Here is a 25,409-nt window from a genome sequence, read left to right as displayed (position 1 = left end):
TGCCTCGAGTTAATGAGAAGAACGCAGGAAGACCTCTTTCACATACATCGGTTCCAGGGTGCCGGCGTCGGCGACCTCGCCCCGGACCAACATGGCAGCTCCCACCTGTGCGACCGCACCAGCGGAACACCGCGCCGTCGCATCATCGGCAAGCACAACGCTCCGGCCTCCGGTGAGCCCCGCCGCGATCTTCTGCCGTGCATCGCCGGTCACAAGGATCGTCCCCGTCGGCAGCGCACGGACGATCTCGGCGACCGTCCGTGCATCCGCATCGCCGGTAGCGGTCATCGTGCCGTTGGCAACGCTGAATGTCTGGCAATACGCTTCGTCGCGCCGCGCATCGAGGACTGCGAGGATGTGGCCACCCTCCTCTGCAAGTGCGGGGACGCATCGGTGCGCCAGCGCCCGGAGCGTCGGCACCGCGATCACCGGCTTCCCGAGTGCGAGGTGGAATCCCTTCGCCGCGCTCAGCCCGATCCGGAGGCCCGTGAATGACCCCGGCCCGATCGAAACCGCCAGAGCGTCGAGGTCGCGGGGGTCCACGCCTGCACCGCGGAGAACGCTGTCGGTCAGCCCGAAGAGCTTCTCGGCGTGCGCGGACCGCTCATCGATCCATTGGTCTGCAATGACGGCGCCATCGCGCAAGAGAGCCACGCCGCACACGGTCGTCGCCGTTTCAATGGCCAGCAGGATCATGGGCGCCCCTCTCTGGAACGCCGGACCGCTATTTCCCGTTCGCCCGGATCGATCCGGTGGCGCAATTCTACAAGATAGTGTTCCTCGGGGAGCAGGTCAAGGATACGGTCGGCCCATTCGATCAGGGTGATGTACGGTGGCTGGAAATACTCCGCAAGCCCGAGATCGAACGCCTCCCGGACGCTTCCGATCCGGTACATATCGGCATGGATCACGGTGCATCCCGGAGCACGGTATTCATGGATCAGGGTGAACGTTGGACTGGCGATATGCCCCTCTGCCGCCAGCCCGGCGCACACACCGGTGACAAAATGCGTCTTCCCCGCCCCCAGCTCTCCGATCATCGCCACAACATCCCCGGGACGCAGCGTGTCCGCAAAGGCCCGCCCGGCGGCGGTGGTCTCATCCACGGAACGTGTGATCGCGAGGGTCACCCGCGCGGCTCCATGCGGATAACGGGCAGGATCATCTCTTCCATCGACACGCCGCCATGCTGGAAGCTGTCGCGGTATTGATTCAAATATTTATGATAGTCCGTCGGATACACGAAATAGAAATCTTCTTTCGCGATGATATAGTTCGCCGCCACACCGCGATTCGGCAACTTGAAATCATGCGGGTTCTTCACGAAGATCGCCGCCTTTTCGTCACACTTGAGGTTCCGGCCATACTTGTACCGGAGGTTCGTCGATGCCTCCCGGTCGCCGAGCACCTTCGACCCGCGCAAGCTGCGGATACTGCCATGGTCGGTGGTCAGAATGACGGTCACGTTCTTGTGTCGTGAGAGCGTCTTGAGCATGCCGAACAGCGACGAATGCACGAACCAGCTCCTCGTGAGCGAGCGGTACGCGGATTCATCCGGCGCGATCTCCTTGAGCAACGAGGAATCCGATCGGCCGTGCGCGAGCATATCGACGAAGTTCACGACGATCGACGTGAGGCGCGACTGGGTGTAGGAGCTGATGGTGCTCTCGATGCTCCTCCCGAACTCCGGGTCGAGGATCTTGATGTACTTCGGCTCGGGTTTCAGGATCACCTTGCGCCGTTCGAGAAGTTTCTCCAGGAACTGGCGTTCATACCTGTTCCGGCTGCTCTCATCATCCTCATTCTTGTCCCAGAGGTCAGGATGCCGCAGTTCGACGTCGCACGGATACGAACCGCTGAAGATGGCATTGCGGGAATACGGCGTCGCGGTCGGCAGGATGCTGTAGTAATACTCCCGCGCGATCGTGAAGTACTCCTGCAACAGCTCTTCGAACACCAGCCACTGGTCGAGCCGCATGCAATCGATCACGAAGAACACCACGGAACGCCCGGTCTGCAACTCCGGCAACACGTAGCGATCCACGATCTCGGGCGACAGCGGGGGGCGTCCACCGGTCTGTTCCACCCAATCACGGTAGTTGCGCTCGACGTACTTCCCGAAGGCGAGATTGCACTCACGCATCTGATCGCTGAGCGTTTGCTTCAATCCGAGTTCCGGGTGCTTGTCGAACTCCAGCCCCCAGCCTACGAGCCGGGTGTAGATATCGATCCACTCCTTATAATCCGGCCCGGTATTCAGCGCGAGAGCGATCTCGTTGAACTCTTTGATATAGTCCTTCGAGAGTGCCGCACCGGTGATCTTCCGTCCCTCCAGGAATTTCTTGCACGCCATCAGGACCTGGCTCGGATTCACGGGCTTCGTGAGGTAGTCGCTGATCTTCCCGCCGATGGCCTCTTCCATCAGCGACTCTTCTTCGTTCTTGGTGATCATGACCACCGGCACCGCCGGCTGCAGGTCCTTGATCCCGGCAAGCGTCTTCAGGCCACCCATGCCCGGCATCATCTCATCGAGGAAGACAAGGTCGTACAGGTTCTCCCGGACGAGGGCAACCGCATCCTCACCGTTCGTCACGGTCTCGACGTGGTACCCGCGTTCGCGGAGGAACGCAACGTGGGAACGCAGCAGATCGATCTCATCATCGACCCACAGCACCCGTCCCTTGGACTCTTCCATCAGCACACTGCCCTTTCTCTGTCCTGCCCCACCTACTGGATGGAGATATGGATATCCAGACCGGCCTCGTTGGTCGTGCTGCCGGGGATACGTGAACCGGAGTCGTCCGGTGCGATCTTGGTGTACCGGTAGTACACGGATGCATTCACCCGGAGACTGAGCACGTATTTGATACGGGGCTCGATCACCGTTCGGGTGGTCCCCTCCAACGGGGTTCCCGTCACATTCACATCCAACTTTGAAACATCGTAGGTCACGCGGGAGTTCTTGGTGACCGAATACGAGAAGCTCATATCCACGTCATTGTTCAATGCCAGGCCAAAGAACGGGATCTCGAACCCGCGCCGGGCATAAGAGGCCGTCACCGAGATCTCCTGCGAAAGGGCTTCCACGATGTTGCGCGATGATGTGGTCAGGTCGTACGAGGTCGTCGAGTTATAGCGCAAATTCGCGCCGAATGAGCCCTTCCACAGCTCCTTGAACGTGAAGTTCGCGCCGATGAGCGGCGAAAACCCATACATCACGCGCTGCCCGTCGGTCCGCTCGCCGCCACCACCCGGCCGGTTCTGATACTGGCGCGTAAAGTTCGAGTTGTACGAATGGTCCAGCGACAGGCGGGTGACGAACTTCTGGAACAACGGCAGTTTTTCGAGGCCATCCCACCGCAACGCCCAGTTCACACGCGGAGCAAAATCGCCGAAGACCTTCCGCATGAACGGCAGCGCCTCAAATCCTTCTTCGAACGCCTGATTCAGCTTCTCTTCGTCGCTCTTGGTGTTGTCTTTGTCGTTCTTCAGTTCACCATACCGCTTGCTGACCTCCTTGAGGCTCGTCTTGAAGGACCCGAGGAAGAGGACGTCCGGGAACGTCAGGAAGGAACGATCCACACTCCCTGACGTGGTCGTATTGAACACTGTCGGAATACCATAGACCGAGTCGGTGGTGATGTTCTGCGACCTGTTGTACGCCCATCCGACGGTCCAGTTCAGGTCCAGACGCGCGCCTTCCCAGAGTCCGCGTGAGGTCTTCAATGCCAGCCGGTTGTTCTGGCGGAAATTGTTCACGAGCACGCCCCCGGGTGCCCTGAGGCCCTGCTCCACATCCCATCCGAACCAGGGGAATTTTGGCCGGGTGCCGAAGTTCGTGAGCGAACCTGCCGGGTCGGAGATCAGGCCAAGCTGATAGAGGCGCGACGGTCCGTTCTTCGGATCGGCATCCTGCGCGAACGGGATACGCCCCCAGAAGTTCAGGAATCCTGCACGGCCCACCACGCCGCTGTTCTGCGTGTTGTTCGTCTGGGTGAAGGTGACGTTGATGTTGTCGTAATCCAGGAGCGGCACCTTGATGAACAGCTTCGCGAGGTTCGTCAACTGGCCGACCAACTTTGCGAGGCCGCCCCCTGAGCTCGTCGAATCTGCGACGCGCGTCGTATCGCCTTCCTGTTCGCGCAACGCTGCCCCTTCCACGCTGCCACGCCTGCCGCGTCCGCCTGTGGGAGGCTGGGGCGCTCCAGGCGCACCCGGCTTATCCTCGAAGAGCGGATCGAACAACTGCTTCATCCGGAAGTTGAACGTCATGTTGATGTTCGAATTCCATCCGGCCGATTTCCCGATATCACCGCGCGTCAGGGTGTTCTGCCATGAGTAATCCACGCCATAGGAAAACGACACATCCAGGAATTTCTTGATGTTGAACAGGTTCGGGATGTTGGGTTTGGAATTGAACGACATCCGCTGCCCGTAGCGCGTATCCTGCCCGAAGTTGATGAACTTGTCGCCGAAGAAGATATCGCTCAGGATCGACGAGAACGGCCGCTGCTGCTTCCGCTGATCGAGCTCGAAATCCAGAAGGCTGGATTCCACGCTGACGCTGTAATCGCCCGACAGGTTCGTGAGCCCGCCTTCGGTCAGCTTGTAGCCGAATCCGAACTGCCGCGAGGCCGAGAAATTGCGCGAGATGATCTCCTGCGCCCCGGCCGCACGCTGCAGGGAATTGTCGCGCGCACGGGTGGCGCTGATCGACCAGGTGAAATTGGACGGAGCATAGAAGATCTTGAAATCCTTGTAGTCGTCCAGCAACCAGATGCCCTCAAAGAGGTCGCGGAAGGGCTGGATGAACGCATCTGCCGGGAAGGTGATCGCGTACTGGATGCGCGCGTTCCAGGACCAGGATGTGCGGGACACCACCGAGGGGCTCCGCTCCGTGGATTTCGTATACGTGAATCCGAAGTTGAGCCTGTTGAACGTGTCGCGGATGTACCAGGCATCCGACGGAAGATTGATCCGGAAGTTCGGCGCGGCATAGGTGTCGGTCACGCGGCGCGTCTCCGATTCGCGGACGATCGCATCCGCCGCTTCCTGCCCGGCCTGTTCCGTCCCCCCCGCACGGATGACCTTCTCCCGCGTCTGCGTCGCCGCCTCGGTCACGAGCACGTCCGAATTCGGCAGATAGCGCGGTTCGGCCATACTCTCGGTATGCGAATACGACAGGGGCAGCGAGGTACCGGCCCAGTTCTCATCCAGGAATTTCTCGGCCTGGATCGCTGCGCTCATACCCCAGTTCGTCGAGAGCTGACGCGAACCGAAGCGCTGCTCCAGCGTGTGGAAGTTCGGGTCGACCCGCGAATAATTGAAGGCCACCGATCCGAGGTCGGCGAGTTTCACCTGGGTGTCGAACCTGTAGGCCCATCCCGGCGTGTCATCCACCGATGTCAACCGCAATTCATCCAGCCAGATCTCCCCCGACAACGGACGTCCTGATCCCTTCCCTTGCGGGTTCTCGATGCCTGCGGCAAGATAGACGACCTGCGTCAACGACGGACTGCCGAGCACACGATAGACCGCACCCGGAGGGCCGCCCTTCACGGGGATCGGGGGGGATATGGTCCTCACGGAATCCCGTGCCTGCTTCACGGCAGTGAGGTCTTCAAAATTGATGATCACCTCATTCTGCCCGTCCCACCCCGCGTGGATCGGCGCGCGGTATTCGTAGTAGTTCAAACTGTCGAGACCGAACCGGAAGTAGAACTCGGCATCATACCGGTTCTCATCGATGTAGACAAAGTTCTTATCGCCGTGCAGGAACATCTTCATCTTCTTGTAATTGAAGAGGTCCAATGCGCGATACGTATAGAACTTCACCGCCTGTCGCGACTGCCCCACCGGGAGGTCCTTCACGACGAGCGCGAGCGACTGCTCGTTGGCGTACACTTCTTCATCGGGACGTGTCCGGTCGCGTTCGCGGATAACGAACGGCGGGCTCTGGTACTCGGGATTGTCCTCGATATTCACGACCGTCACTTCGAACGTGGTGTCGTTCTGATCCGCAAGGGCCTTCTGCCACTGGTTGCCGACGAGGTTGAAGTCCGCGATGCGTACCGCGATCGTGTCGGACTCGTTTGCGAAGGCAACACGAATGAACTCGATGTTTTCCTGCGACGGTGTGCCGACCGTGAGGACGTAGTCGCGGATGGGGATCCTGAACTGGTACCATCCCTTGTTCCCACCGCCAACGATCAGGGGATTGCGTGACGGCACGGTATCAAGGGGGACCTCATACTCGTAGTACGAGTTCGCGAGGTCCACGACGCCGTTGGCGTTGAGGTCTTCGGTGTCCGGGATGCGCCCGCTCGGGCCGTCCTTGTTGCCGTCAGTGCCGTTGATGCGCGAAAAATCCTCCTGCGCGGTACTTACCGTGGAATTGTTGTACGCATAGTTGTCGCCGCTGGGGTCCCCGGCCATCTCCGGGTAGGCCGCGATCATGGCCTGATAGCGCAGCTTCTCCTGACCATCGGAAAGCATATCGATACCGACGTCCTCTCCATCCTGGAGCACACCGTTCGGATAGGAACTGACGACGAGGTCTTCGGAATTCAGGATGCGGTTCGGGATCGCGTCTTCGCTGATGGCGCCGATATCGATCAGCATCTTTGCTCCGACGGGGGCCCGGTTCACCTGCATCCAGAGTTCGATGAAGTTGATGTTCTCCTTCGACAGGTTGATCGCGGAGACCGACAGCGGCTTCATCACGCTCGCCCAGTTCCTGTTCGGGCGCAGCGTGGTGCCAAGGTCAGGACTGTAATTGAACATACCCCGTCGGTCCGGATAATACCGGAAATCCAGCACCGTCGCCTGATCGTTCGCCGCGTTCCCGGGTTCCTTACGCGGGTAGATATCTCGTGAGCTTGACATCGGTCGGCAGGCGGTTGAACCACTCCATCCTCGCGCGCGAGTACATTTTCACCGAATCGGCAAAGCCCGGGAAATGAAAATTGTCGCCCAGCGGACTCCCCATCGTCCACGCCGCATAGGAGATACCGACGGGGATGGAACGGCGCGCCGCTTCGAAGTCGTCGATGTACGCGATGCCTTCGCTGTTGTCGGTCGGGATCGGGCTCTTTTTCGTATTCGGATCGGGAAGCATATAGGCCGCTTCGCCCGAGATTTTGATCATCGAGGGTTCGCGCGTCTGCAGGAGCGGCAACGCATCCAGAGCACGGGTCAGGAACGGCAGATCGAACGTCGCGCTCCCGTCCACCCCGAAGATGGTGTTGTTGTTCGGTTCTTCGCCCAGGCGCACCTTGTCGCTCAAGGTCTGCTGATTGAGGTTCATCACGGTGAAACCGAAGTTCACGTTCGGCGCGATCGCGATGTCGCCCCGCGCACCGAGCAGCGTCTTGGAAGCGAGCTGGAACAGATCGTTCTGCTCGTATTTGATCTGCAGGTTCGCCCCGGGCACCAATGCCCGGTCGTTCTTGATCACCACTTCACCGATGATATAGTCAACGGTATAATCGACGTTCGCCAGCAAGGTGCGGCCATCCAGGATCACCTGCACGCTGCCTTCAACGACGTTGAATCCGAGGGCATAGCGCGAGGTCGCTTCACCGGTCGCCTTGCCGCGGATGACGTACCTGTTGCGCAACGCCTGTTCGGCAAAGGTACGCGTGGTGTCATACACCTCAGGATAGAAGTACTCGGACGAATCCTTCAGGATCGTCCCCTGGATACCCAAATAGTCGTTCACGCCCCAGTAAAAGGGCTTGAGGCTCGGGAAGATGATCTCGGCACGGGCCTGATTGATCGTGCGGCCCGGACGATAATCGAACTGGCCGTCACCGGTCTGTGCCGGGGTATCATCGCTGTTGAACTTGTCAAGGCCGAAGACGCGGAGCAATGGCTCGTTCAGAATGCTGTTCTGGTCTTCGCCCCCCGGCACGCGCCGGAAGATGTCCAGCGAGAAGCCGGTCTTCTTCACATTGCGCCCGATACCCTGGATGGGATAGATGTTCTTGAGCAGTTTCTCCCAGGCATGGGCATACGACCTGCCGCTCGACAGAAGGTTCTTCGGCTTCACAAGAACAAGCACGAGGCGTTTCGCGATCGCGATGCTGTCGTTGCCAACATCGCGCGTCAGTTCGCCGAACTGCACTCCATTGGTCGCCCGGCGGTAGGCGATGGCCACGATCTGCTGGTCGCCCACGGCAGCATTCAAGGACAGCACGCCAAGGTAGCCGTCGCCATCCAGTTCATACTGCGACCGGTCCAGCCGGATCATGGGGCCTGTTTCGATCTGCCCTGGCACATCGGTGGCATTCCGGTACGATTCGTCATACCCGACGTACCCGGCCGGGTCGGGAGATCGATAAATGCCACGCCAAGCCGCTCATTGGGATCAGGGATGCCGCCCTGCCGCTGGATCCAGACCTCTTCTTCCACGATCTGGTTGTCGCCGTCCACCAGCGGCGGCTCATTGAGGTAGTACTGCTCGTAGAGACTCCGGTATGTCGTATCGACGAAGAAGTGGTTCGTGGCGAACTCGAACGCCTTCATCTCGAAGGTCTGTTCCTTGGAACCACCGGAGACGGCGACCTCTTTGATCTGACCTTTCTTCTGCGAGGCGAGCGCCGTCAGGGTCAACGGCCCCATCTGGAACTGCGCTTTGACGCCGAACAGGGCCTGCGAGCTTCCGATGAACGCCGAGGGCGTTTGCAGCGACACGTTACCGGCCTCGACGCTCCGCACGATCTCATCGTCGTACCCGGTGTATTTGATCTTCAACTGGTTCTCGTACTCGAACGTGCGCTGGGTGTTCCAGTCGGCGGCGATCACCAGCTTGTCGCCGATGGTGCCGTTCACATTCACCTGTACGTCCTGACTGAAGTCCGGCTCGTTCCGGCTCTGGTCCAGCCGCGAGATCGTCGTCTGGTCCGTCTGCGTATTGCGGAATCCGGCCTTGATGTCCACGGCTCCGCTGATATTCAGATTGATCTGGGGTTTGCCGAAGATGCTGAAGATCGGATTCGGCGGGATCGGGATGCTGATCTGGGTGATCGTGCTGAGCAGTTCGCCGAGGTCATTGCGCGCCGTCAGCGCCTTGGGCTTCCGCGCTTCATCGGCGAACATTTTCCGCATTTCCACCTTCCGCCGATGCGTGATGTACTCCTTCAGCGGCATCCCGACAGGGATGCGTACGGGATCACCGGATTGTGTCTCCCGGAAATTCACCCGCGTGCCGGAGGAATCCAGCACCACCTCTCTGCGGAACTGCCCGCCTTTCGGTGTGCCAAAGAGCGGATAGGTGCGCTCGGGGAAGGTCTGAACGGCGACGGGGTCATGGCGGACCGGATTGAACTGGCGGAGCCGCGCAGTGGAATCCAGATACACAACGTACGTGGTGTCTTTGATCAGCGAACTATTGTCGACACGGCGACCGAGGGAGTCGACGCGGTACCCCAGGGAATCGATCCGGAACCCGAGAGAGTCGACCCGGTGCCCGATGGAATCGACCCTGCGTCCGAGAGAATCCACCCAGCGGCCCAGTGAATCGACGCGGCGCCCGAGGGAATCCACGCGGAAGCCGAACTTGTCGCGGTAGCTTGTATCCTGACCCGCAAGCCATCCCGGAAGACGGTTCTGTCCCTGCTGTCCGGTCCTGGTGTCTTGCGGGCGTATCTGTGCGGACGGTTCGGACGGAGCTGCAGGTTCGAACGGGTTGATGGAGCCAGTGAGCGGGAACGCACCGAGAAGGACGGCGCTCAGGATGCTCGCAACGATGGCCACCTGCCGCAACGGAAGGCGGAGAAGACGTGGCATAGGATATCGGAGTAAGGAGTTCAATTCGATTCTCGCACGGTGCTGTCAGTACCATCTGCCTCAAACCCGCGCATAACCATTACCAACAGAGATCGATATTGGACTCCTCATGCTGTGTAGTGGGAGTAACATAGAGATTTGGAGGGAAAATAGCAAGGAAACTTGGAAAAACATGGCTGGAAAGTTATATTTAACAATGCCCTTGCTCTACCGGTATATCGTGCGTGCCCATGCAGGCCCCTTCATCTTTTCGCTGGTCACGCTCATGTTCATCTTCCTCCTCCAGTTCGTCATGAAATTCATCGATCAACTGGTCGGGAAAGGGCTGTCCGGTGTGGTGATCATCGAACTGGTGATCCTCAACCTCTCCTGGATGCTGGTCCTCGCTGTACCCATGTCTGTCCTCGTGGCGATCCTGATGGCATTCGGCGACCTCTCCTCCCGCAACGAGATCACCGCCATGAAGGCAGGCGGCGTGAGCATCTACCGCATGATGGCACCCGTGTTCGTCGTGGGTACCATCGTCGCGCTCATCATGGTCTGGTTCAACAACAGCGTCCTCCCCGAGACCAACCACCGGCTGAAGGCGCTGACCACGGACATCCGACGGAAGAAGCCCACCATCGCACTGATGAATGGGGTCTTCTCCCAGGATCTCCCCGGCTACAGTATGCTGGTCCGGAAGACCTCCGAGAATTCGAACGACCTCGAAGGCGTGACGCTCTACGACTACACGAACCCGACAAAGAACATCGTGATCACCGCCGAGCGCGGTGCGATCTCATTCTCCCCCGATTTCCGCAAGATCATCATGTTGCTCAACCGGGGAGAGATCCACGAACTGGACATGCAGGAACGCTCGGGCTACCGGAAGGTGCGGTTCGAAAAACACCGCATCGCCATGGATGTGGAAGGGTTCGACTTTGAACGGTCGCAGGCAGCCACCTTCACCCGCGGCGACCGGGAACTCAGCGCGCCGGCAATGATGCTGGTCGTCGACAGTCTGTCCGGAGAGCTGGCGCAACAGCGTGCCGAGGTTCAGAAACTGATGACGGATGAGATGGAAGGGGCGCTTGCGGGGGCATGGCATGCAGGCTTGAACAACCCGATCATCCCTCACGGGCCGGTACCGACCACGGCACTGATCCGGGCACGGACACTCAGCTCGACGATCGCCACGGCCGCATTCCGGATCGAGGCGCTCGAGCGGCAGATCGATCAGTATTGGGTGGAGATCCACAAGAAGTACGCGATCCCCACCGCATGCATCATCTTCGTGCTGGTCGGCGCCCCGCTGGGCATCATGGCGCGCCGGGGCGGATTCGGTATCGCGGCCACGCTCAGTCTCGGCTTCTTCGTCCTGTACTGGGCGTTCCTCATCGGCGGTGAGAAGCTCGCCGACCGCAACATCCTTTCTCCGTTCTGGGGAATGTGGGGCGCGAACATCATCATCGGGCTCATGGGGATGTACCTGACGTTCAAGATCGGACGTGAGACGATCCTCATCAACTGGAGCGTCTTCGAACGGTTCATCCCCCGCCGCTGGCGGCAACAGCTTCCTCCGGCCCCTCCATCAACGGCGCGCGCCGGATGAAACTGATCGACCGCTATATCATCCGGCAGTTCCTCGTCACCGCCCTCTTCTCCCTCGTGGCCGTGCTCGTGGTCTTCATCGTGATCGATGCGATGGAGAAGATGGACGATTTCATCGACAAACAGGCGGGATGGGACATCATCGTCCTCTATTATGTGTACTTCGTCCCCGAGATCATCAAGCTCATCATTCCCGTGGCCATGCTGCTCGCCAGCCTGTTCGTCACGGCACGGCTCTCGGCCCAGGGCGAATGGACCGCATTCAAGTCCGGCGGCGTCAGCCTCTATCGCCTTCTCGTTCCCTACATCGGCGTCGCCCTCGTGATCAGCGCACTGTCCGTCTACTTCAATGGCTGGATCGTCCCGAGCGCGAACAAGAAGAAATTCACGATCGAGCGGGTCTACCTCCACAAGGATGTGGTGAATGCCTCCGGCGCGAACATCTATGTCCAGGACAGCCCGACCCGCATCCTCTCGCTCGGGTACTTCGATGACACGCGCAACATCGCCTCGCGCGTCAGCATCCAGGATTTCAGCGTCGCGGACCCGACCGTGATGGTCGAACGCGTGGACGCCCTCACCATGGTGTGGGATACCAGCGGCGCGCAGTGGATGCTGAACAACGGCACACGGCGCTGGTTCGCCCGCGGACGCGAACGGATGGATGAGTTCGCGGTCCAGCCGGCAGGCGCATTGCATTTCAACCCTGACGACCTCCGCAAGAAGCAGCAAAAGCCGGACGAGATGAGTTTCGGCGACCTTGCATCATTCATCGACAGCCAGCAGCGCGCCGGCCAGGATGTCGCCCGGTGGCAGGTGGATTACTACAGCAAGATCTCATTCCCCTTTGCAACCGTGATCGTGGTGCTGTTCGGCGTGCCCTTCTCTTCCATCCGCCGGCGCGGCGGCGTCGGGGTGCAACTCGGCATCAGTTTGCTGATCTGCTTCGTCTACCTTATCTTCATGAAGGTGAGCCAGGTGTTCGGCTACAATGGCGACATCCATCCCCTGCTCACGGCATGGGCAGCGAATCTGCTGTTCCTGGGGGGTGCGGTGCTGAGATGGATGACCATTTCCGCATCCGGGCTTCGCTGTGGACCTTGAACCAACTACAATCCGTAACTCAACTTGAGCATGCTCATCGTTGTGTACCCCTCCGGCGTCGGCACGATGCGCGTACTCATCGACGCCTGTGCCTTATTGTAAAGGCTCGCAGACCACGCCGCATCCACCGCACTGAGGATATGATTGATCGCCGCAATGGTCACCCAGCGTGTAGCGGTCTCGTAGTAGGTGTTCGCCTTCCCCCGCTCATTCGCATACCAGAGGAAGTTGGGTGTGAGCGGATCGCCATACGCGAAGGCCGCCGGCGCATCATTCCATCCCTGATTGAACTGGGGATACTTGCCGATCAACTCAAAGTACTGTTGCTCACCATAGGGCGGCAGCGTGTGGGAATAATATCCCGCGATGTCGCGCTCCATCCGGTTCAACTCGGACCAGTTCACCTGCGTCCACGGCCTGTCCCAGGGGCTCATCCCCTCCGTCCCCGGAACCCTCCATGCATACGTCCTCCCCGTTGGCGCCAGCGTCTGCGCGTACTCCGCATACTTGACCGCGCTCCAATGGCCGTCCGCGTAGTTCCGGTAGAACGACGTCTGGTCGTTCCCCTTCTTGTCATTGTTCAACGCGATGGTGATGGCGGCAACATCGATCGCCAGGAAGATCGCTGCCTTCCAGTAACTTTCGGCGTAGAACTCTCCCGCCCCGGGGACAAGCAGGGAGAGGCCCGCAGCGAGCCATCCCGATTTGCGGGGAGTCGGAAGGGCCATGTCATCCGCGACCGTAAGCAACCGCGGCCCGGCGGACAACGCGTCCAGCCCGAACAGATCGATCCGCACATTCCCCGTGAGCACGGGCACCGCTTCCGCCTTCTCTCCGGCATGCGCCGGGGCCACGAGGCCGGCAAGCACACACCCGAGCATGAGAAGCAGAACCGAACGACCAGCCACTCGTTTCATCACATCGCCTGTTCCATGTGAGGTGAACATGTCACGATCCGAACCACCCGCCATCAATCCAGTTCGAATCCAAAGAGGATCCCGAAATAGATCCTCCACTCCTGCCCGTACGTTACGTACTGGTCTCTGCTCCTGATATAGCGCTCGAACTTATCGAGCCCGTACGCCGCGCTCAGGAAGATGCGCGTCGGGTAGGCATAATACGAGAAGGACTCCAGTCGCAGCTCGACCCCGACATCCTTCTTGAAGTCCTTGAGCCGGGGACGGAAATCCGTCCATGCATAGCCTGCATCCGCAAACACTGCAGCGTACAGCTTGTCGAAGTACAGGTGCGCGAGCCGCACATCGATATTATGCACGAGCGGGAAACGCCATGTCACGCCCATCGTTGCCAGCTCGTTCCCGCCGATGGCGTAGAACGGATAGCCCTTCATGCCGATGAGCCCACCCGCATAGAAATCAAAGAACTCGTCCACCGGCGGACCGATGATGCTCCCGCCCCGGAGGTTCATGGACAAGGTATGGTTCTTGAAAAGGAACGGTAGGTATTCGCGCCACTGCAGTTCCGCGCGGGTGATGTTCACATTCTTATACAACGGGTGCAGGCCGGTAGACGTCACTTCGTACTCCCCGTCCCCGTTGAACTTGTTCCACTCTCTGCCCAACCGGAACTTGATCTTTCGTCCGACCGGGTTGATCTCCTGAGTGCGCGACGGCAGGAGCGCATCCACACGGAACGTCAACGACAGGTCGTTCGCGATGAGATACAGGTCGCTGGAGCTGGACACGAGCGACGGCGGAGTGGTCTCCGGGTTGATGAACGATTCAATGATGGAGGTGTAGCGGCTATGCATGAACCTCAACTCCGCATTCGCGAACTGGGAGAACACCGGCTGCGCGAGCGCGAGGTCGACCTCCAACAAATTGTAACCGACATCCACGGGGATCGTCGACGCGGGGAGACTGATCACATTGTTCGTCTTCCGCGTGATGTTGTAGAGCTCGAGCGATGCCACGGGCTCGAGTCCGAGCTCGTACAGCAAGGGCAGCCTGCCGCGATACGTGAACTGCAGGAAGAGATCGCGCTCCAGCCGTGCGTTCAGCGTCGCACCGGCAAAGAAACTGGTCCGGTCCAGAACGTCCGTCGAAAAGACGTAGGCGCCAACCTTGATGACATCGATGCCTTTGCTCTTCGGATTGTAGTTGTCCACGCGAATGACCGGGACCACGGACAGGTTTGTGAACACGCTGCGGTAGGCCCGGGAGGAATCGGTCAGCCCCTTCGTGTCATCATAGTCTCTGAGGGCGGACCAATCGAACCGCCCCTGGGCATTCGAAGCGACGACCGGTGCAGGGAATCGGCCGTCCAGCGGCCCGGGTTCGTAGCGATGTTCCCCTGCCGGCACGGGAGGAGGTGCCGTGTACCGATAGATCTTGTACCCTCCCGACGTATATGCCGCATACACGAGGTCACCGCCGGCGCTGACCGTCGGGTAAAAAGCACCGCCCAGCACATTCGTCATCTGATCGATCCGCTGGCTCGCAATGTCGTACCGGTAGATATTGAAGATGCCGCCACGGTCGGCACTGAACCAGAAGGTCTTGCCATCCGGTGCAAAGCGTGCTGCGCGCTGGTCATCATCGCCGGTGACGAGGAATGCCAGATCGCTCCCATCCGGACGTATCCATGCGATATCCCGGCCATCCTTGATCGAGTGATCGAACACGATCCGCGATCCATCCGGGCTCCAGCAGGGATTGTAGACCTGTTCCCCGTTCGCGTACAGTGTGATCTCCCGGTAGCCGCTGCCATCGCGGTTGGTCACCGCAAGGTTCGCGGTGCCGTCGCGGGAGACGACGAATGCGATCTTCTCTCCATCCGGCGAAACCGTCGGACTGATCGCACGTCGTCCAAAGGTAACCCGCCGTTCTTCTTCGCTCTTGAGATCATACTCGTAGATGTCGAACTGCAGCGACCAGTGGGGGTTGTCCCTCCCGGACCTGCCATAGTACAGTTTCGTGCCATCGGGCGACCAGGCGGGGGCGGTGCGGACGCCGGGTTGCACCAGGGTTTCTTTGTGCGTCGTGAAATCGTAGACGAACAGCGACGAGAGGCCGAAATAGTCCCCGTTCTTCGCGCTCGTGAACGCAAGCTTCGATCCGTCGGGTGAATATACCGGATAGAGGTTCGCAAAGCCCACCGTGGCGTCGCGCCGCCCGGCGCCGGGCATGAGCGGGTTCCGCATCATGCTCTCGAGCCGGATCCCCTCACCCGGATCGATGACCTCATACAGAGAATCGGTCACGAGCGCCGCCCCCTCACGGAGCAGAGCACGGACAGGAGCCACGCGTTCGCGATAGCTGCGCGTCAGTTCGGCCTTCCACTCGTCGTACAGGTCCGCGCCACGGATCCCCACCGCTCTCTCGATCGCACCATCGATGGTTGCAGCATCGAACCTGGACAGATTGCGCGACACCTCCCGCAATTTCGCCTCACCGAAACGTTCGCCGAAATAGCGGATGAATGCGAACCCGGCATTGTATGATGACTCGTTCCCGAGGCTGGTCTTGCCGAAGACACCCATCTGCTCCCAGGTGAGCATATTCCCGTCCAGGGCGTAGGACCGCAGGATCATGTCGCGATGCGTATCCCAGTAATCGTACTGCAACTCGCGCCGGTTGTGCTGCGCCACGCCCTCGGCGAACCACGCCGGAACGACAAAACCGGAAATGGGATAGGAGGCAACGATGTTCGGATAGCCGTAGAGCACGTCCACGCGGCGCTCGGACTCATATCCGAGCCACTGGAGATACACGGCCGGGACCTTCCGGCCGAACTTCATCGAGGTCTGGATCTGGATGATGTGCGTGAACTCATGGGTGATGACGTTCCGCAACCAGTTGTGGGTCCCGCGCAATTCAAAATCCATGCTCGGAGCGTAGATCTCGATCCGATTGTCGTAGAAGTACGCCGCACCATTGGAGATGTCGTCATAATCCTTGACGATGAAGCTCACCTTCGAATCGGGCTCGTGCTCGTAGAACGAGGTCACCGGGCCGTAGATGTCCTCGGCGATCTTGGCGATCACCCTGGCGGTCCGCTCCGCACCCTCATGATAGTGCACGAAGAAATGCTTCGTGTCGATGGTCCGCCATGAGAGTTCAGGATGCGGGAAGTCCTCCTGCGCGCGCAGGGGACAGGCAAGGAGAAGGAATGCTGCGAGGAGCACGACACCACGATGGTACACGGACACAGGACGTCCCCGTTATTTCACGACTGCGATTTTCACGACCGCCGACCCGCTTGCGGCGGTTCCTGCGGCGTCAATGTGAGCAAAATAGATACCGCTCTGAACATCGGAGAGATCCCACGCGACCTCGTTGTCCATGCCCGCGATCCCCGGGCCCTGCAACGTTGCAACGAGATCCCCGGCCATGTCATAGATCTTCACTGTGACCGTCGCCGCTTCCTTGACGAAATAGCGTATCATGGTCTTGCCGTCATACGCGGGGTTCGGCCAGTTGTATGCGCGGGATGGCGGGAAGAATTCCGACGTCTGCGGTGCGACCACGGCCGGCGTGGCATCGTATCCGGTATGTGCGGCGTCGTGCCATGCCTGGGGCCACGGCATCATCGTTCCAGCAACCGGCGACGTCGACTTCCCCGTCAGCCAGCCGGACACGGATCCGTCGGCGGAGGATGCGGCAAAGACCAGAAGCGAATCGGCGACGGTCGTGACACCGATCGATTGCTTGCCGCGGCCTGCCAGGAGCGGAAATCCATCGACGGTCTTCCCCGTCCGATCGTATGCAACGATCAGACCGAGGTCCGTTCCCCCGAGAATATCCACCCGCTGATCCCCATTCGCATCGGCGACCACCGGTGCCGCGTTCAGTGTGTCGGCGACGTCGAGCGTCACAGGGAAATTGTCGAGCATGGACCCGGAGGCATTCCAGACGAGGATCCTGTTCCCCGCAAAGACCACCACGTCACGGCTGCCATCCCCGTTCACATCCGCGAGCACCGGAGCAAGCGACAACGGCTGACCTACGCTGACCGGGAAGCCGGGAACCGGCGCGAGAGCGCCATCGAGCAGATACACAAGGCCGTCCCGGGTCGCCACCGCGATGCGTACAGATGCTCCGGTCCCGGCGACCGATGGAGCTCCGACGATCGGATGCCCGATCGCACGATAGCCAAGATCGGTCACCACGCCGCCCGTTGCCGTCCGCGCAGTGATCGCGATCGAGCCCTGCACACCCGCCACGACGAAGGCATCCTGCGCGGGATACACGGCGATCCCGGCCACATCCTCCGACGAACCCGGAAAAACGAAATCCGAGCGAAGCGCGGGAGCGTTCCGGGATACCCAATGAACATAACTGGTGAGTCCGCCCGTCGCGATCATGACCGATCCGATCACCGGCGGAGGGACGAGCGTACTTCCTCCGAACCGATACCGGAACAGAGAATCCGCACGCCCATCGGCGTTCTGATCACGCAGACTCCATGCGCGGACGCGGAAGGCCCCATCATCCGCCACGACGAAGTCCGTGACACCATCGCCATTGATATCGCTGACCGCAACACCCGAGGAAAACCCCGACGAATCATCACCCACGGCGATGAGTCCGTCCGCTGAGCCTCCCGCAAGTACCGGGCGGCCATCGACGGTCCACCCGAAGATCCGCGGAGGCTGCTTCTGCGACGGTCGCGAAGGCAGTGTGGTCCATGTCGTAGCATTCGACGTCGCGACGAACACTGCCGGTCTGCCGTTCAGCGTGGAGAGCGTGAGCGCACCAGGAGGAAGCGCCATCGCAACACCGGTCTCGCCGGTGAGCGACGTCGACCGGGGAAATCCCGCCAGGGGGCCCTTCATCCCATCGCCGAGCGTCAGCCCAACGGTCATGTGGGGTCCGCGAGCGCTAAAGTCTTTGAGCGCTACGTAACTCATCGCGCCGTCGTTGCTCGCGGTCCCGGGCGTGGACGTGGCATTGAAGATATTCTTATTCACCGGCGACGCGTTCCCGACATACCAGAAGTCCAGTGCCGTTCCGATCTCACTACCGCTTCCTGCAGAGAGAAACCCATATTCCTGTCCGAGGTCCTGCGAGCCATCGGCCTCTTCGAGATCGATACCCCGGCGGTTCATGTTCGCGTTCACGGTGTTCGTGGCAAGTCCCGCCGCGATCACGCTCTCATCGATATGCCACACCAGAACACCGCCGTCGTAAAACACACCCTTCGTGTCAACGCCACCGGGAAGGCTCCAGTCCAGATCCTCCACGTCGGTCACCGTGCCCTGAAGCCCGGCGATATCGAACGCATTGAACCCGGTCGTGTCGCGCGGATAGGTCTTCACCACGGTCGCGCCGTTGTACACCATCGTGATGCGCTGGCCGTTCTGGAGGGGGTCGCGGTTGCGGTTCTCGACCAGATAATATTCCCGGGCGCCGATCGGGATACGATAGACCGTGTCTGCGAGCGCCACTGCCGGCAGAGACAGTGTCCGCTGTCCCGGCGCTACCACGATCGGATCGATCCAGCCCAACCAGTATTTCTCCCAGGCGGAGGGCTCCGGCGGGAAGACGCCGTTGAAACTGAAGATCGACTGCCCATCCATCAGGCCGAACCGGCCGATGGCGGTGCGGCCGGTCTTGGTATCGAAGAGATCCGGAAGGCCGAAGAAATTGCCGAGCGAAGCACAGAGGAGACCGTTGATGCTGTACTCGAGAAAGACATCGCCGCCGAGTCCGGGCACAGAACGGCTTTCCGTTTCCGGAATGACGATCGAGTTCGGGATCACGAACGAGCCGTTGCGTACCGGGACGCCCGCCACGCCGTGCGCGTCCTGGAACGCTGACGGGCCGAGATAGAGCGACGGGATATCCAGGGGCGCCGGATCGTACCCGAGCGATGCGACCAGGTCGATATCGCGTCCCACGCCTGCATGGAAGACGACGAAGGCATCGTACGAGGAGAATGCGGCGAAGAGTCCGAGGGAATCCGCCGCGCGCCAGGCATCGCGGGCGAGGTCCGCCACCGGCGTGTTCCCGGTATTCTTGGGAGGGCTATAGCGCACCATCGTTGCAGGGAGTGTGATCACCGTAGGGATCAATTGCGAGCGGACCACCACCTTCCCCTTTGAGGCCTTCGCGTAATAATTCGCAAGGAAGGAGAGGTGCGCATCGAAATAGTCGCGATCACGCGGTGGCGCATCCACCGGGATATCGGCGGCAGTGACACGGGAGGTATCAAATCGACCGTTGCCTGTCGTCCTGTCGTCCTTGTCCTCCTGGAACTGGACCATGACGGCAAGGACATGCACGGTATCGGCCGCGGCGCGCACGGCACGCCTGGCCTGCGGAAGATCGGAGGGTGAAGCCATCAGGCTGTGCGATACCGGCTGCGCGGCAAGCGCTGCCGGTATCATCACGAAGCCCAGGACCCGCCAGAGCATGTTCATCATAGACGCTATTGTCCGGATTCGGGTTGCAGGTCGCTTATTTCGACTCTTCTCCACCCCATGCGATCAGCAGCGAGAACCTGATCGTATCAGAGAGCGGATGACCATCCGCCGCGGAAATGTAGCTGAAGTCGAAGCCGTAGATATCGTACCGGATACCGGCGCCGAAGGTGAGGAACTTGCGTGCGCCATAATCCGGATGCTCGTAGAAGTAGCCAAGGCGCAGCGCGATGAGCCGGGGGGCGCCATACCAGTACTCGGCACCACCGCTGACGATCACTTTCTTCATGCCCGAGCCATCGCCCCACGCACTGAACAGCGCCTTGTAGAACGGATCGGACGTCTGGTCATCGCGCCGGCGCACCAGCAGGCGGCTGAAATCGAAGCCCAGGGTCAGGTTATTGTATTCATCGTTGAGCAGCTTATACCCGAGGCCGATACGCAGGTTCGTCGGGAGCGGATCCGCCTGATCGGCGTCCACATAGGTCACCTTCGGGCCAAGGTTGGACAGATTCACGCCAACACTGAACGCATTCCCGATGTCGCCGAGCAAGGGAACCTCCAGCTTCACCGGACGGTACATGAGCGCAAGGTCGGCGCTGACGGTCGACGAGATCCCGTTCCCCTGTTCCGACTCGGTCCCGATCGGCGAGAGGGCGCTATGAATGTAGCGGACGTTCACGCCGATGCCGAGATCCTCGGAAGCCTTCGTTGCATATCCCACCGTCACCGCATACTCGAACGATTTGAACTTGTCGATGACCGTCGGGCCCGACGAATTGGTGACCGCGAACTCACCGAGGCTCAGGTAGGTCACACTGGCACCAACGGTCCCGCCGATAGCGTCGACGTCCATTCGGTAATTCAGGTGGTCGTAGAAGAGGTCCGGCAGATTGAACTGCGGCAGCCAGTTGGCATGCGTGATACTGACCTCCTGCCCCTTCAAGAATGCAAGGGCCGCAGGGTTCCAATAGATCGCCGACGCATCGTCCACCGTCCCGGTTCCGGATTCACCCATACCGGAGGCACGCGAGTTCGGGGCGATGAGCAGGAAGGGCACAGCCGACTCACCCTGAGCGCGCGCCTCTGACACAAGGCCTGCCAGCGCGAACGCCACAAGGAGCAGCGCGATGAATTGTGGTACCCGATTCTGCGTTTTCATGTGAACAACTCCTCCTGATCGATCAAGATAGACAATGACCACGTCGGGTGCGACTAGCGCAACACGGTCAATTTGCCGAGGGCCTCACTGCTGAAGCGGCCATCGGTGGTGCGTACAACGAGCTTATAAAGGTACACGCCGTTCGCGAGCGTGTCGCCATCCCGGTCGCGGCCATCCCATGGCACGCGGACCATCGGTTCGCCGGCCGTGATGGTGTGCAGCGCCTGGATCAGGCGCCCGGCGATCGTATAGATCTTCACGTCCACATCGAGTGGATCGCTCAAATTCTGCCGGAACGTGAACTGTGTCTCGCCTGCGAAGGGGTTCGGATAATTGAAGACGTCGTTGATGCTCAGGTTCCCGGAACTCGCAACCTCGAAGAAGGTCTCGGCTACGGACGAGTTGTTCTGCGAGTCCCACGCCCTGATACGGATGGTGTTCTTGCCGGACGCGAGACCGGTCAGCGGGTACTCCACCGTTCCGGCGCGGAAGTCATCCAGCGTGCTCGTGTAATTCTCGGTGAGGTCCTTGCTCTGCGTGGCACCATTGACCCATGCCTCGATTCGGTGCCCGATACCGGCGGTGGACGTATTCACGCCGCTCGAGTCCCGGAGATCGACAAGCAGGGTCGGTGCTTCGGTCACCACGTCCCCCGGTCTGAATGCCCGGGAGTTCAGGTATATCTGCATCGACGGCCCGGTGCCGTCATTGATCGCCGATGTATCGGTCCCGCCCACCCGCACCATGCCGGTGAACCCCGCTCCATCCGACCCGGCGCCGGAGAAGTAGGCAACCAGGCGGCCCCGGCCGGTCGTGTCCGCGTAGGAGATATCCTTCGGCACCATGAACGTCGCACGGAAGCGGCCGGCATTCACGGAATTCTCCCCCCGGTAGATCGTTCCGCCGGTGGAGGTGTATGCCCAGTTCCTGCCCGGGACGAAGTTCACGATCAACTGTTCCCGGCTCACATCATTCACATGCAACTGCACAACGCCGTTGAACGTTGAATCGATCCTGTTGCCGGCATTCCGGATCGTGCCGCCGACGGTCACCTTGCTCATCGCCTTCAGTACGATCGGGGTGCTGCGCGGCGCACCGCCGACACTATCCACCGGTTCGCCGTTGATGCTGTCGACCCGTGCGTAGCCGCGCGGATACGCGAGCTGGGTGGTTGGATCGCCCATGTACAGGTACTTCGCATCATTCACGGGCTCTCCCCCACCCGTCACCTTGTACAGAAACAGAGCGGTCGCCGGCCGATCCACGACCACGCGTCCATACGCGTCACGCAGGAACATCCGGCGATAGGTCCCCAGGTTGAGATCCCTGTTGCTCGAGGCGTACACTTTGCGTGATGCCGAGACGACGCCGATCGCCCCACCATCCGTTTTGTTCAGCAGCAGCTCGCTGCCTGTGTAGTTGCGGGGGTCATCGAACTGCGAGAAGTTGCAGGTCGCAAGGATGAACAATGCGAGCCGGTTCGCATTCACCATCGGCGGGATCGAGGTGTTCACCTCGAAGATCATCTCATGCGCCCACACCTTCGGGTTGCCGTGCCCCGAGTAGTTCAGGATCAGCACGCCCTGATTCACCTGGTCGATGATATCCTGCGCCGCACCCGGTTTGCGCCGCCCCTGGGCCGTGAAGACGGTGGGATACTCTGCGATGTAGATCTTCTTCTTCTCGAATTCATCCGGCGTGTACGCCGGACTGCTCAGCGTCTCGGCATCGTCACTGTGCATCGTGCCGTCCTCGCCCTCACTCGTCCACGAGTCATCGCCGACGTAGAGGATGCGCATCTTCCATCCATCGTCCGCACCCTCGGCCCGATACCGGATGGTCTTGTCCACGACGACGTTCGCCTCACGGACCGTCCGTGCAGAGATGCGTCCGAAGACCATCGAAGGCGGCGCCCCCTGCGTGAACCGTGAGAAGAAATCGTCGGTGGCATAACTGGAGATCTCGTTGCGGGATTCGATGGACTGCCAGGTCGGCACGTAACTGGATTTCGAACCCAGGATGTTCTTGTAGTCGTAGGAGGCACCACCCAGGAACAACACGAAGGTGGGCTTCACTGTCCAGGTGTCGTAGGCATACTTGAGGTAGTCACGGATCGCGGAGATATCCGGCAACCCGCCACCGAATTCGTTGTACACATTCGCGACATCCACAACGATGGACTTCAGCCCACCGTTCGTGGGCTGTTCGCGGAAGGTCTTGATGCGATCGGCGACGCTCTTGAACTCTTCACTCGTCAGGATGATGAAATCCGCCCCACCGGCGTATCCGCGGAGGTCCTGATTGGCGACCTTCTGTGCACCCGCGATCGACTTCCATGCGCCGACCGACGTCGCCCAGTATTCCGTGACCCGCCCGGCCCACAGCGTATCCCGGAAGGTGTACGAGCCAGCCACGCCGGAGATCAGGCGGACATTCGCAGGGTCAGAGACATTGAAAACCATCGGCTTGGATGTGAACTGTTGCAGCATATACTCGGCGATGCCGGTGGCATCAGGTGAACGGAAGCGCAATGCATTGTTCACGCCCCAGAGCATCCGGGGATACAGGATCTCCACCCAATCGATCCATGCCTCCGACGCCGCGCTCGACGATTGAAAACTTACGCTGAACTGGCTTGAGGTCCCGGAGAGCGACGACGAAGCCGACGCTTCGAAGGTCGCAGCATGCGCATACTGATATGATGCCTCGGACGATGACGGGAGCGCATGGGACCCGAGTACCGTGGTCCCTTCCCGCACCGTGAACCGCGGATAGGTCTCATCGTGCGCAACAAGTGTGTACCGGTAATTGATGACATCGTTCGCCACAAGGCCGGGCAGAGGGGTGACATGGGTGAACGAACCGGACGGGCCACTGATCGATTGCCCGTACCAGGCCTTTCCCGAGTTCAGTTTGTTCACCTTCTCTTCTTCGATCGCGACCATGTCGGTGAACTTCTCAACCACCACCGAGGGGGTCATCGCCGATGAGGGCTGGTCCGCCATACGCTTCCCCCGTGCCCCCCCGAACGTCAGCCAGTAATAGTTCGTCTCGGTGTAATGATTGAGGTAATGGTCCCATGTCCGGCGCGCCGGCGCATAGGTCCACCCCCGCGGCGAACGGCCATAGAAGAGGATGAAGTCCGAAGAACCCAGCTGGCCATCAGCCTCGCCTTCCACGTAGATGGCATTCTCCACGAGGTCCGACGGCCGGGCATCACCGGGATTCTCGGAGAGTTCATAGCCACCGTTCCCATAGATCCGGATCGTCCGCGGATCGAGGGATGCGACCGTGATGCCCATGGCCGTCAGCGAAGCCGCATCGAGTTTGTAGATCCCCTCTTCCGTCACGGCAAGCCGGTACCAATCGCCGGAAGCGAGGACGCTCGATGTGAGCATGGTCTTCGCCAGCGTTCGCGTTGCGCGCGGCATGGAGGAGAGCATCGAGGCATTGACGATCCCGCTGCCAAGCAGTCTCACGTCGGCCTCGTCGATGGCCTGGGCGATGCCGGGCGCGAAGGTGACCTCAACGACGATGCGGGAATACAGTCGCACGGTGCGCGCGACCGGATCATACTGGATGGGTGTGAACGTGACCGGCCCGATGAGCAGGCTTCGCACCTGTGCCGGCATCCCGGCCTCGGCAATGGCCGCGGGTGCAAAGCCGGAACGCGCATACGCCTCGCGGTCCTCGGCATAGACGGACATCTCCGGCATGCCGTCGCGGTATCGGATCTGAGGAACGGGAAGCAGGTCGACGCCCTTCCGTTCTTCATGGTCGGCCGCAAGGACCCTGACCGAAGCGGCACCCGGGGTCGGGAAGGCAATACCGGCGACGCGCCTGACCAGGTCGGGAATGCCGTGGTCGTCCGGCGATGCCGATCCTTTGCCCTCTCCGATATTGAAACGGATGCAGGTACGTCCATCGACAACCACCGTGTCGATGGAGGTGTACCGGGGCGTATATTCGAGCACGAGGACGGAAGGTGTGGAATTGAGAACGCGGATATCCGGCGTGGGGACACCGGTCCGCGCTGAAGCCGCGGCGGCCTCGCCAGCCGATGCCGCCGGCAGACACACCGGCCAGAGCATCGCCGTGACAAGGGCAATCATCGCGACCCGGACCATGTGGAACCTGACTGGACGCACGAAAGAGATCGCCTCCCGATAAATAAAAAACCGAACGTTATCTAACATCTATAACATTCGGCGGCGGACATGGTTCATGGAGCCACCAGCGTGTCATAGAATGTTCGTTAAAGGACCTTACCTGCTTGCGCAGACAATCAGCACAAACCTTTAACCGAACACTTCTATAGGCTGCACTCCAGAATGATCGATGTCTTTATCTGTGGCAATATAGCCATTGCGACCCTCT

13 protein-coding genes are annotated in these 25,409 nt (G+C 60.4%); 2 read left to right on the top strand and 11 right to left on the bottom strand.

What is annotated here, in order from left to right; translation table 11 throughout:
- Positions 1 to 9: 9 nt before the first annotated feature.
- From tsaB to sprA (IPI01_01705), 6 genes are read right to left on the bottom strand one after another with little or no spacing between them, the layout of a single operon-like run.
- Positions 10 to 696 (bottom strand): tRNA (adenosine(37)-N6)-threonylcarbamoyltransferase complex dimerization subunit type 1 TsaB, encoded by a 687-nt coding sequence (tsaB, locus tag IPI01_01730; protein ID MBK7256549.1) that lies wholly within the window; start codon positions 694 to 696, stop codon positions 10 to 12.
- The gene (gene tsaE, locus IPI01_01725; GenBank protein MBK7256548.1) at positions 693 to 1,130 is read right to left on the bottom strand and encodes a tRNA (adenosine(37)-N6)-threonylcarbamoyltransferase complex ATPase subunit type 1 TsaE; all 438 of its coding nucleotides are present in this window, start codon (positions 1,128 to 1,130) and stop codon (positions 693 to 695) included. The genes tsaB and tsaE overlap by 4 nt, the downstream gene beginning before the upstream one ends.
- On the bottom strand, positions 1,127 to 2,695 hold the full coding sequence (locus tag IPI01_01720; protein ID MBK7256547.1) for a bifunctional response regulator/alkaline phosphatase family protein: 1,569 nt from the start codon (positions 2,693 to 2,695) through the stop codon (positions 1,127 to 1,129). The genes tsaE and IPI01_01720 overlap by 4 nt, the downstream gene beginning before the upstream one ends.
- Positions 2,696 to 2,727: 32 nt before the next feature.
- The gene (gene sprA / locus IPI01_01715; protein MBK7256546.1) at positions 2,728 to 6,885 is read right to left on the bottom strand and encodes a cell surface protein SprA; all 4,158 of its coding nucleotides are present in this window, start codon (positions 6,883 to 6,885) and stop codon (positions 2,728 to 2,730) included.
- Positions 6,854 to 8,251, bottom strand: a complete 1,398-nt coding sequence (gene sprA, locus IPI01_01710; GenBank protein MBK7256545.1) for a cell surface protein SprA — start codon at positions 8,249 to 8,251, stop codon at positions 6,854 to 6,856. Before sprA (IPI01_01710) ends, sprA (IPI01_01715) begins: the two co-directional genes overlap by 32 nt.
- Complete coding sequence (sprA, locus tag IPI01_01705; protein ID MBK7256544.1) at positions 8,248 to 9,789, bottom strand: cell surface protein SprA; 1,542 nt, start codon at positions 9,787 to 9,789, stop codon at positions 8,248 to 8,250. The genes sprA (IPI01_01710) and sprA (IPI01_01705) overlap by 4 nt, the downstream gene beginning before the upstream one ends.
- 172 nt (positions 9,790 to 9,961) lie before the next feature.
- On the opposite strand from sprA (IPI01_01705), the gene IPI01_01700 reads away from it, so the two are divergent.
- Positions 9,962 to 11,383 carry an LptF/LptG family permease gene (locus IPI01_01700; protein ID MBK7256543.1) on the top strand — a complete coding sequence of 474 codons (1,422 nt, stop codon included), beginning with the start codon at positions 9,962 to 9,964 and terminating at the stop codon, positions 11,381 to 11,383.
- A complete protein-coding gene (locus IPI01_01695; GenBank protein ID MBK7256542.1) occupies positions 11,380 to 12,486 on the top strand; it encodes an LptF/LptG family permease in 1,107 nt (368 codons plus the stop codon). The genes IPI01_01700 and IPI01_01695 overlap by 4 nt, the downstream gene beginning before the upstream one ends.
- A gap of 5 nt (positions 12,487 to 12,491) precedes the next feature.
- Here IPI01_01695 and IPI01_01690 read toward each other — a convergent pair whose 3' ends face one another.
- Genes IPI01_01690 through porU form a run of 5 tightly spaced genes read right to left on the bottom strand, consistent with a single transcriptional unit; the run spans position 12,492 to position 25,180 of the window.
- Positions 12,492 to 13,403, bottom strand: a complete 912-nt coding sequence (locus IPI01_01690; protein ID MBK7256541.1) for a hypothetical protein — start codon at positions 13,401 to 13,403, stop codon at positions 12,492 to 12,494.
- Between the two features lie 53 nt (positions 13,404 to 13,456).
- A complete protein-coding gene (locus IPI01_01685; protein MBK7256540.1) occupies positions 13,457 to 16,657 on the bottom strand; it encodes a PD40 domain-containing protein in 3,201 nt (1,066 codons plus the stop codon).
- A 12-nt stretch (positions 16,658 to 16,669) separates the two neighbouring features.
- Positions 16,670 to 19,873: a T9SS type A sorting domain-containing protein gene (locus IPI01_01680; protein MBK7256539.1), complete on the bottom strand. Its 3,204-nt coding sequence runs from the start codon at positions 19,871 to 19,873 to the stop codon at positions 16,670 to 16,672.
- 34 nt (positions 19,874 to 19,907) lie between these two features.
- The gene (porV, locus tag IPI01_01675; protein MBK7256538.1) at positions 19,908 to 21,032 is read right to left on the bottom strand and encodes a type IX secretion system outer membrane channel protein PorV; all 1,125 of its coding nucleotides are present in this window, start codon (positions 21,030 to 21,032) and stop codon (positions 19,908 to 19,910) included.
- Between the two features lie 53 nt (positions 21,033 to 21,085).
- Complete coding sequence (gene porU, locus IPI01_01670; protein ID MBK7256537.1) at positions 21,086 to 25,180, bottom strand: type IX secretion system sortase PorU; 4,095 nt, start codon at positions 25,178 to 25,180, stop codon at positions 21,086 to 21,088.
- Positions 25,181 to 25,409 lie beyond the last annotated feature (229 nt).

This window comes from Ignavibacteriota bacterium (assembly GCA_016707525.1).
Lineage (GTDB): Bacteria > Bacteroidota > Ignavibacteria > UBA10030 > UBA6906 > JAGDMK01.
This window is presented reverse-complemented; position numbering and strand designations above follow the sequence as displayed.

Coding starts and splice junctions, on each gene's coding strand:
- tsaB (MBK7256549.1), bottom strand. CDS start 696: ATGATCCTGCTGGCCATTGAAACGGCGACGACCGTGTGCGGCGTGGCT.
- IPI01_01720 (MBK7256547.1), bottom strand. CDS start 2,695: ATGGAAGAGTCCAAGGGACGGGTGCTGTGGGTCGATGATGAGATCGAT.
- sprA (MBK7256546.1), bottom strand. CDS start 6,885: ATGTCAAGCTCACGAGATATCTACCCGCGTAAGGAACCCGGGAACGCG.
- sprA (MBK7256545.1), bottom strand. CDS start 8,251: ATGATCCGGCTGGACCGGTCGCAGTATGAACTGGATGGCGACGGCTAC.
- sprA (MBK7256544.1), bottom strand. CDS start 9,789: ATGCCACGTCTTCTCCGCCTTCCGTTGCGGCAGGTGGCCATCGTTGCG.
- IPI01_01700 (MBK7256543.1), top strand. CDS start 9,962: ATGGCTGGAAAGTTATATTTAACAATGCCCTTGCTCTACCGGTATATC.
- IPI01_01695 (MBK7256542.1), top strand. CDS start 11,380: ATGAAACTGATCGACCGCTATATCATCCGGCAGTTCCTCGTCACCGCC.
- IPI01_01690 (MBK7256541.1), bottom strand. CDS start 13,403: ATGAAACGAGTGGCTGGTCGTTCGGTTCTGCTTCTCATGCTCGGGTGT.
- IPI01_01680 (MBK7256539.1), bottom strand. CDS start 19,873: ATGATGAACATGCTCTGGCGGGTCCTGGGCTTCGTGATGATACCGGCA.
- porV (MBK7256538.1), bottom strand. CDS start 21,032: ATGAAAACGCAGAATCGGGTACCACAATTCATCGCGCTGCTCCTTGTG.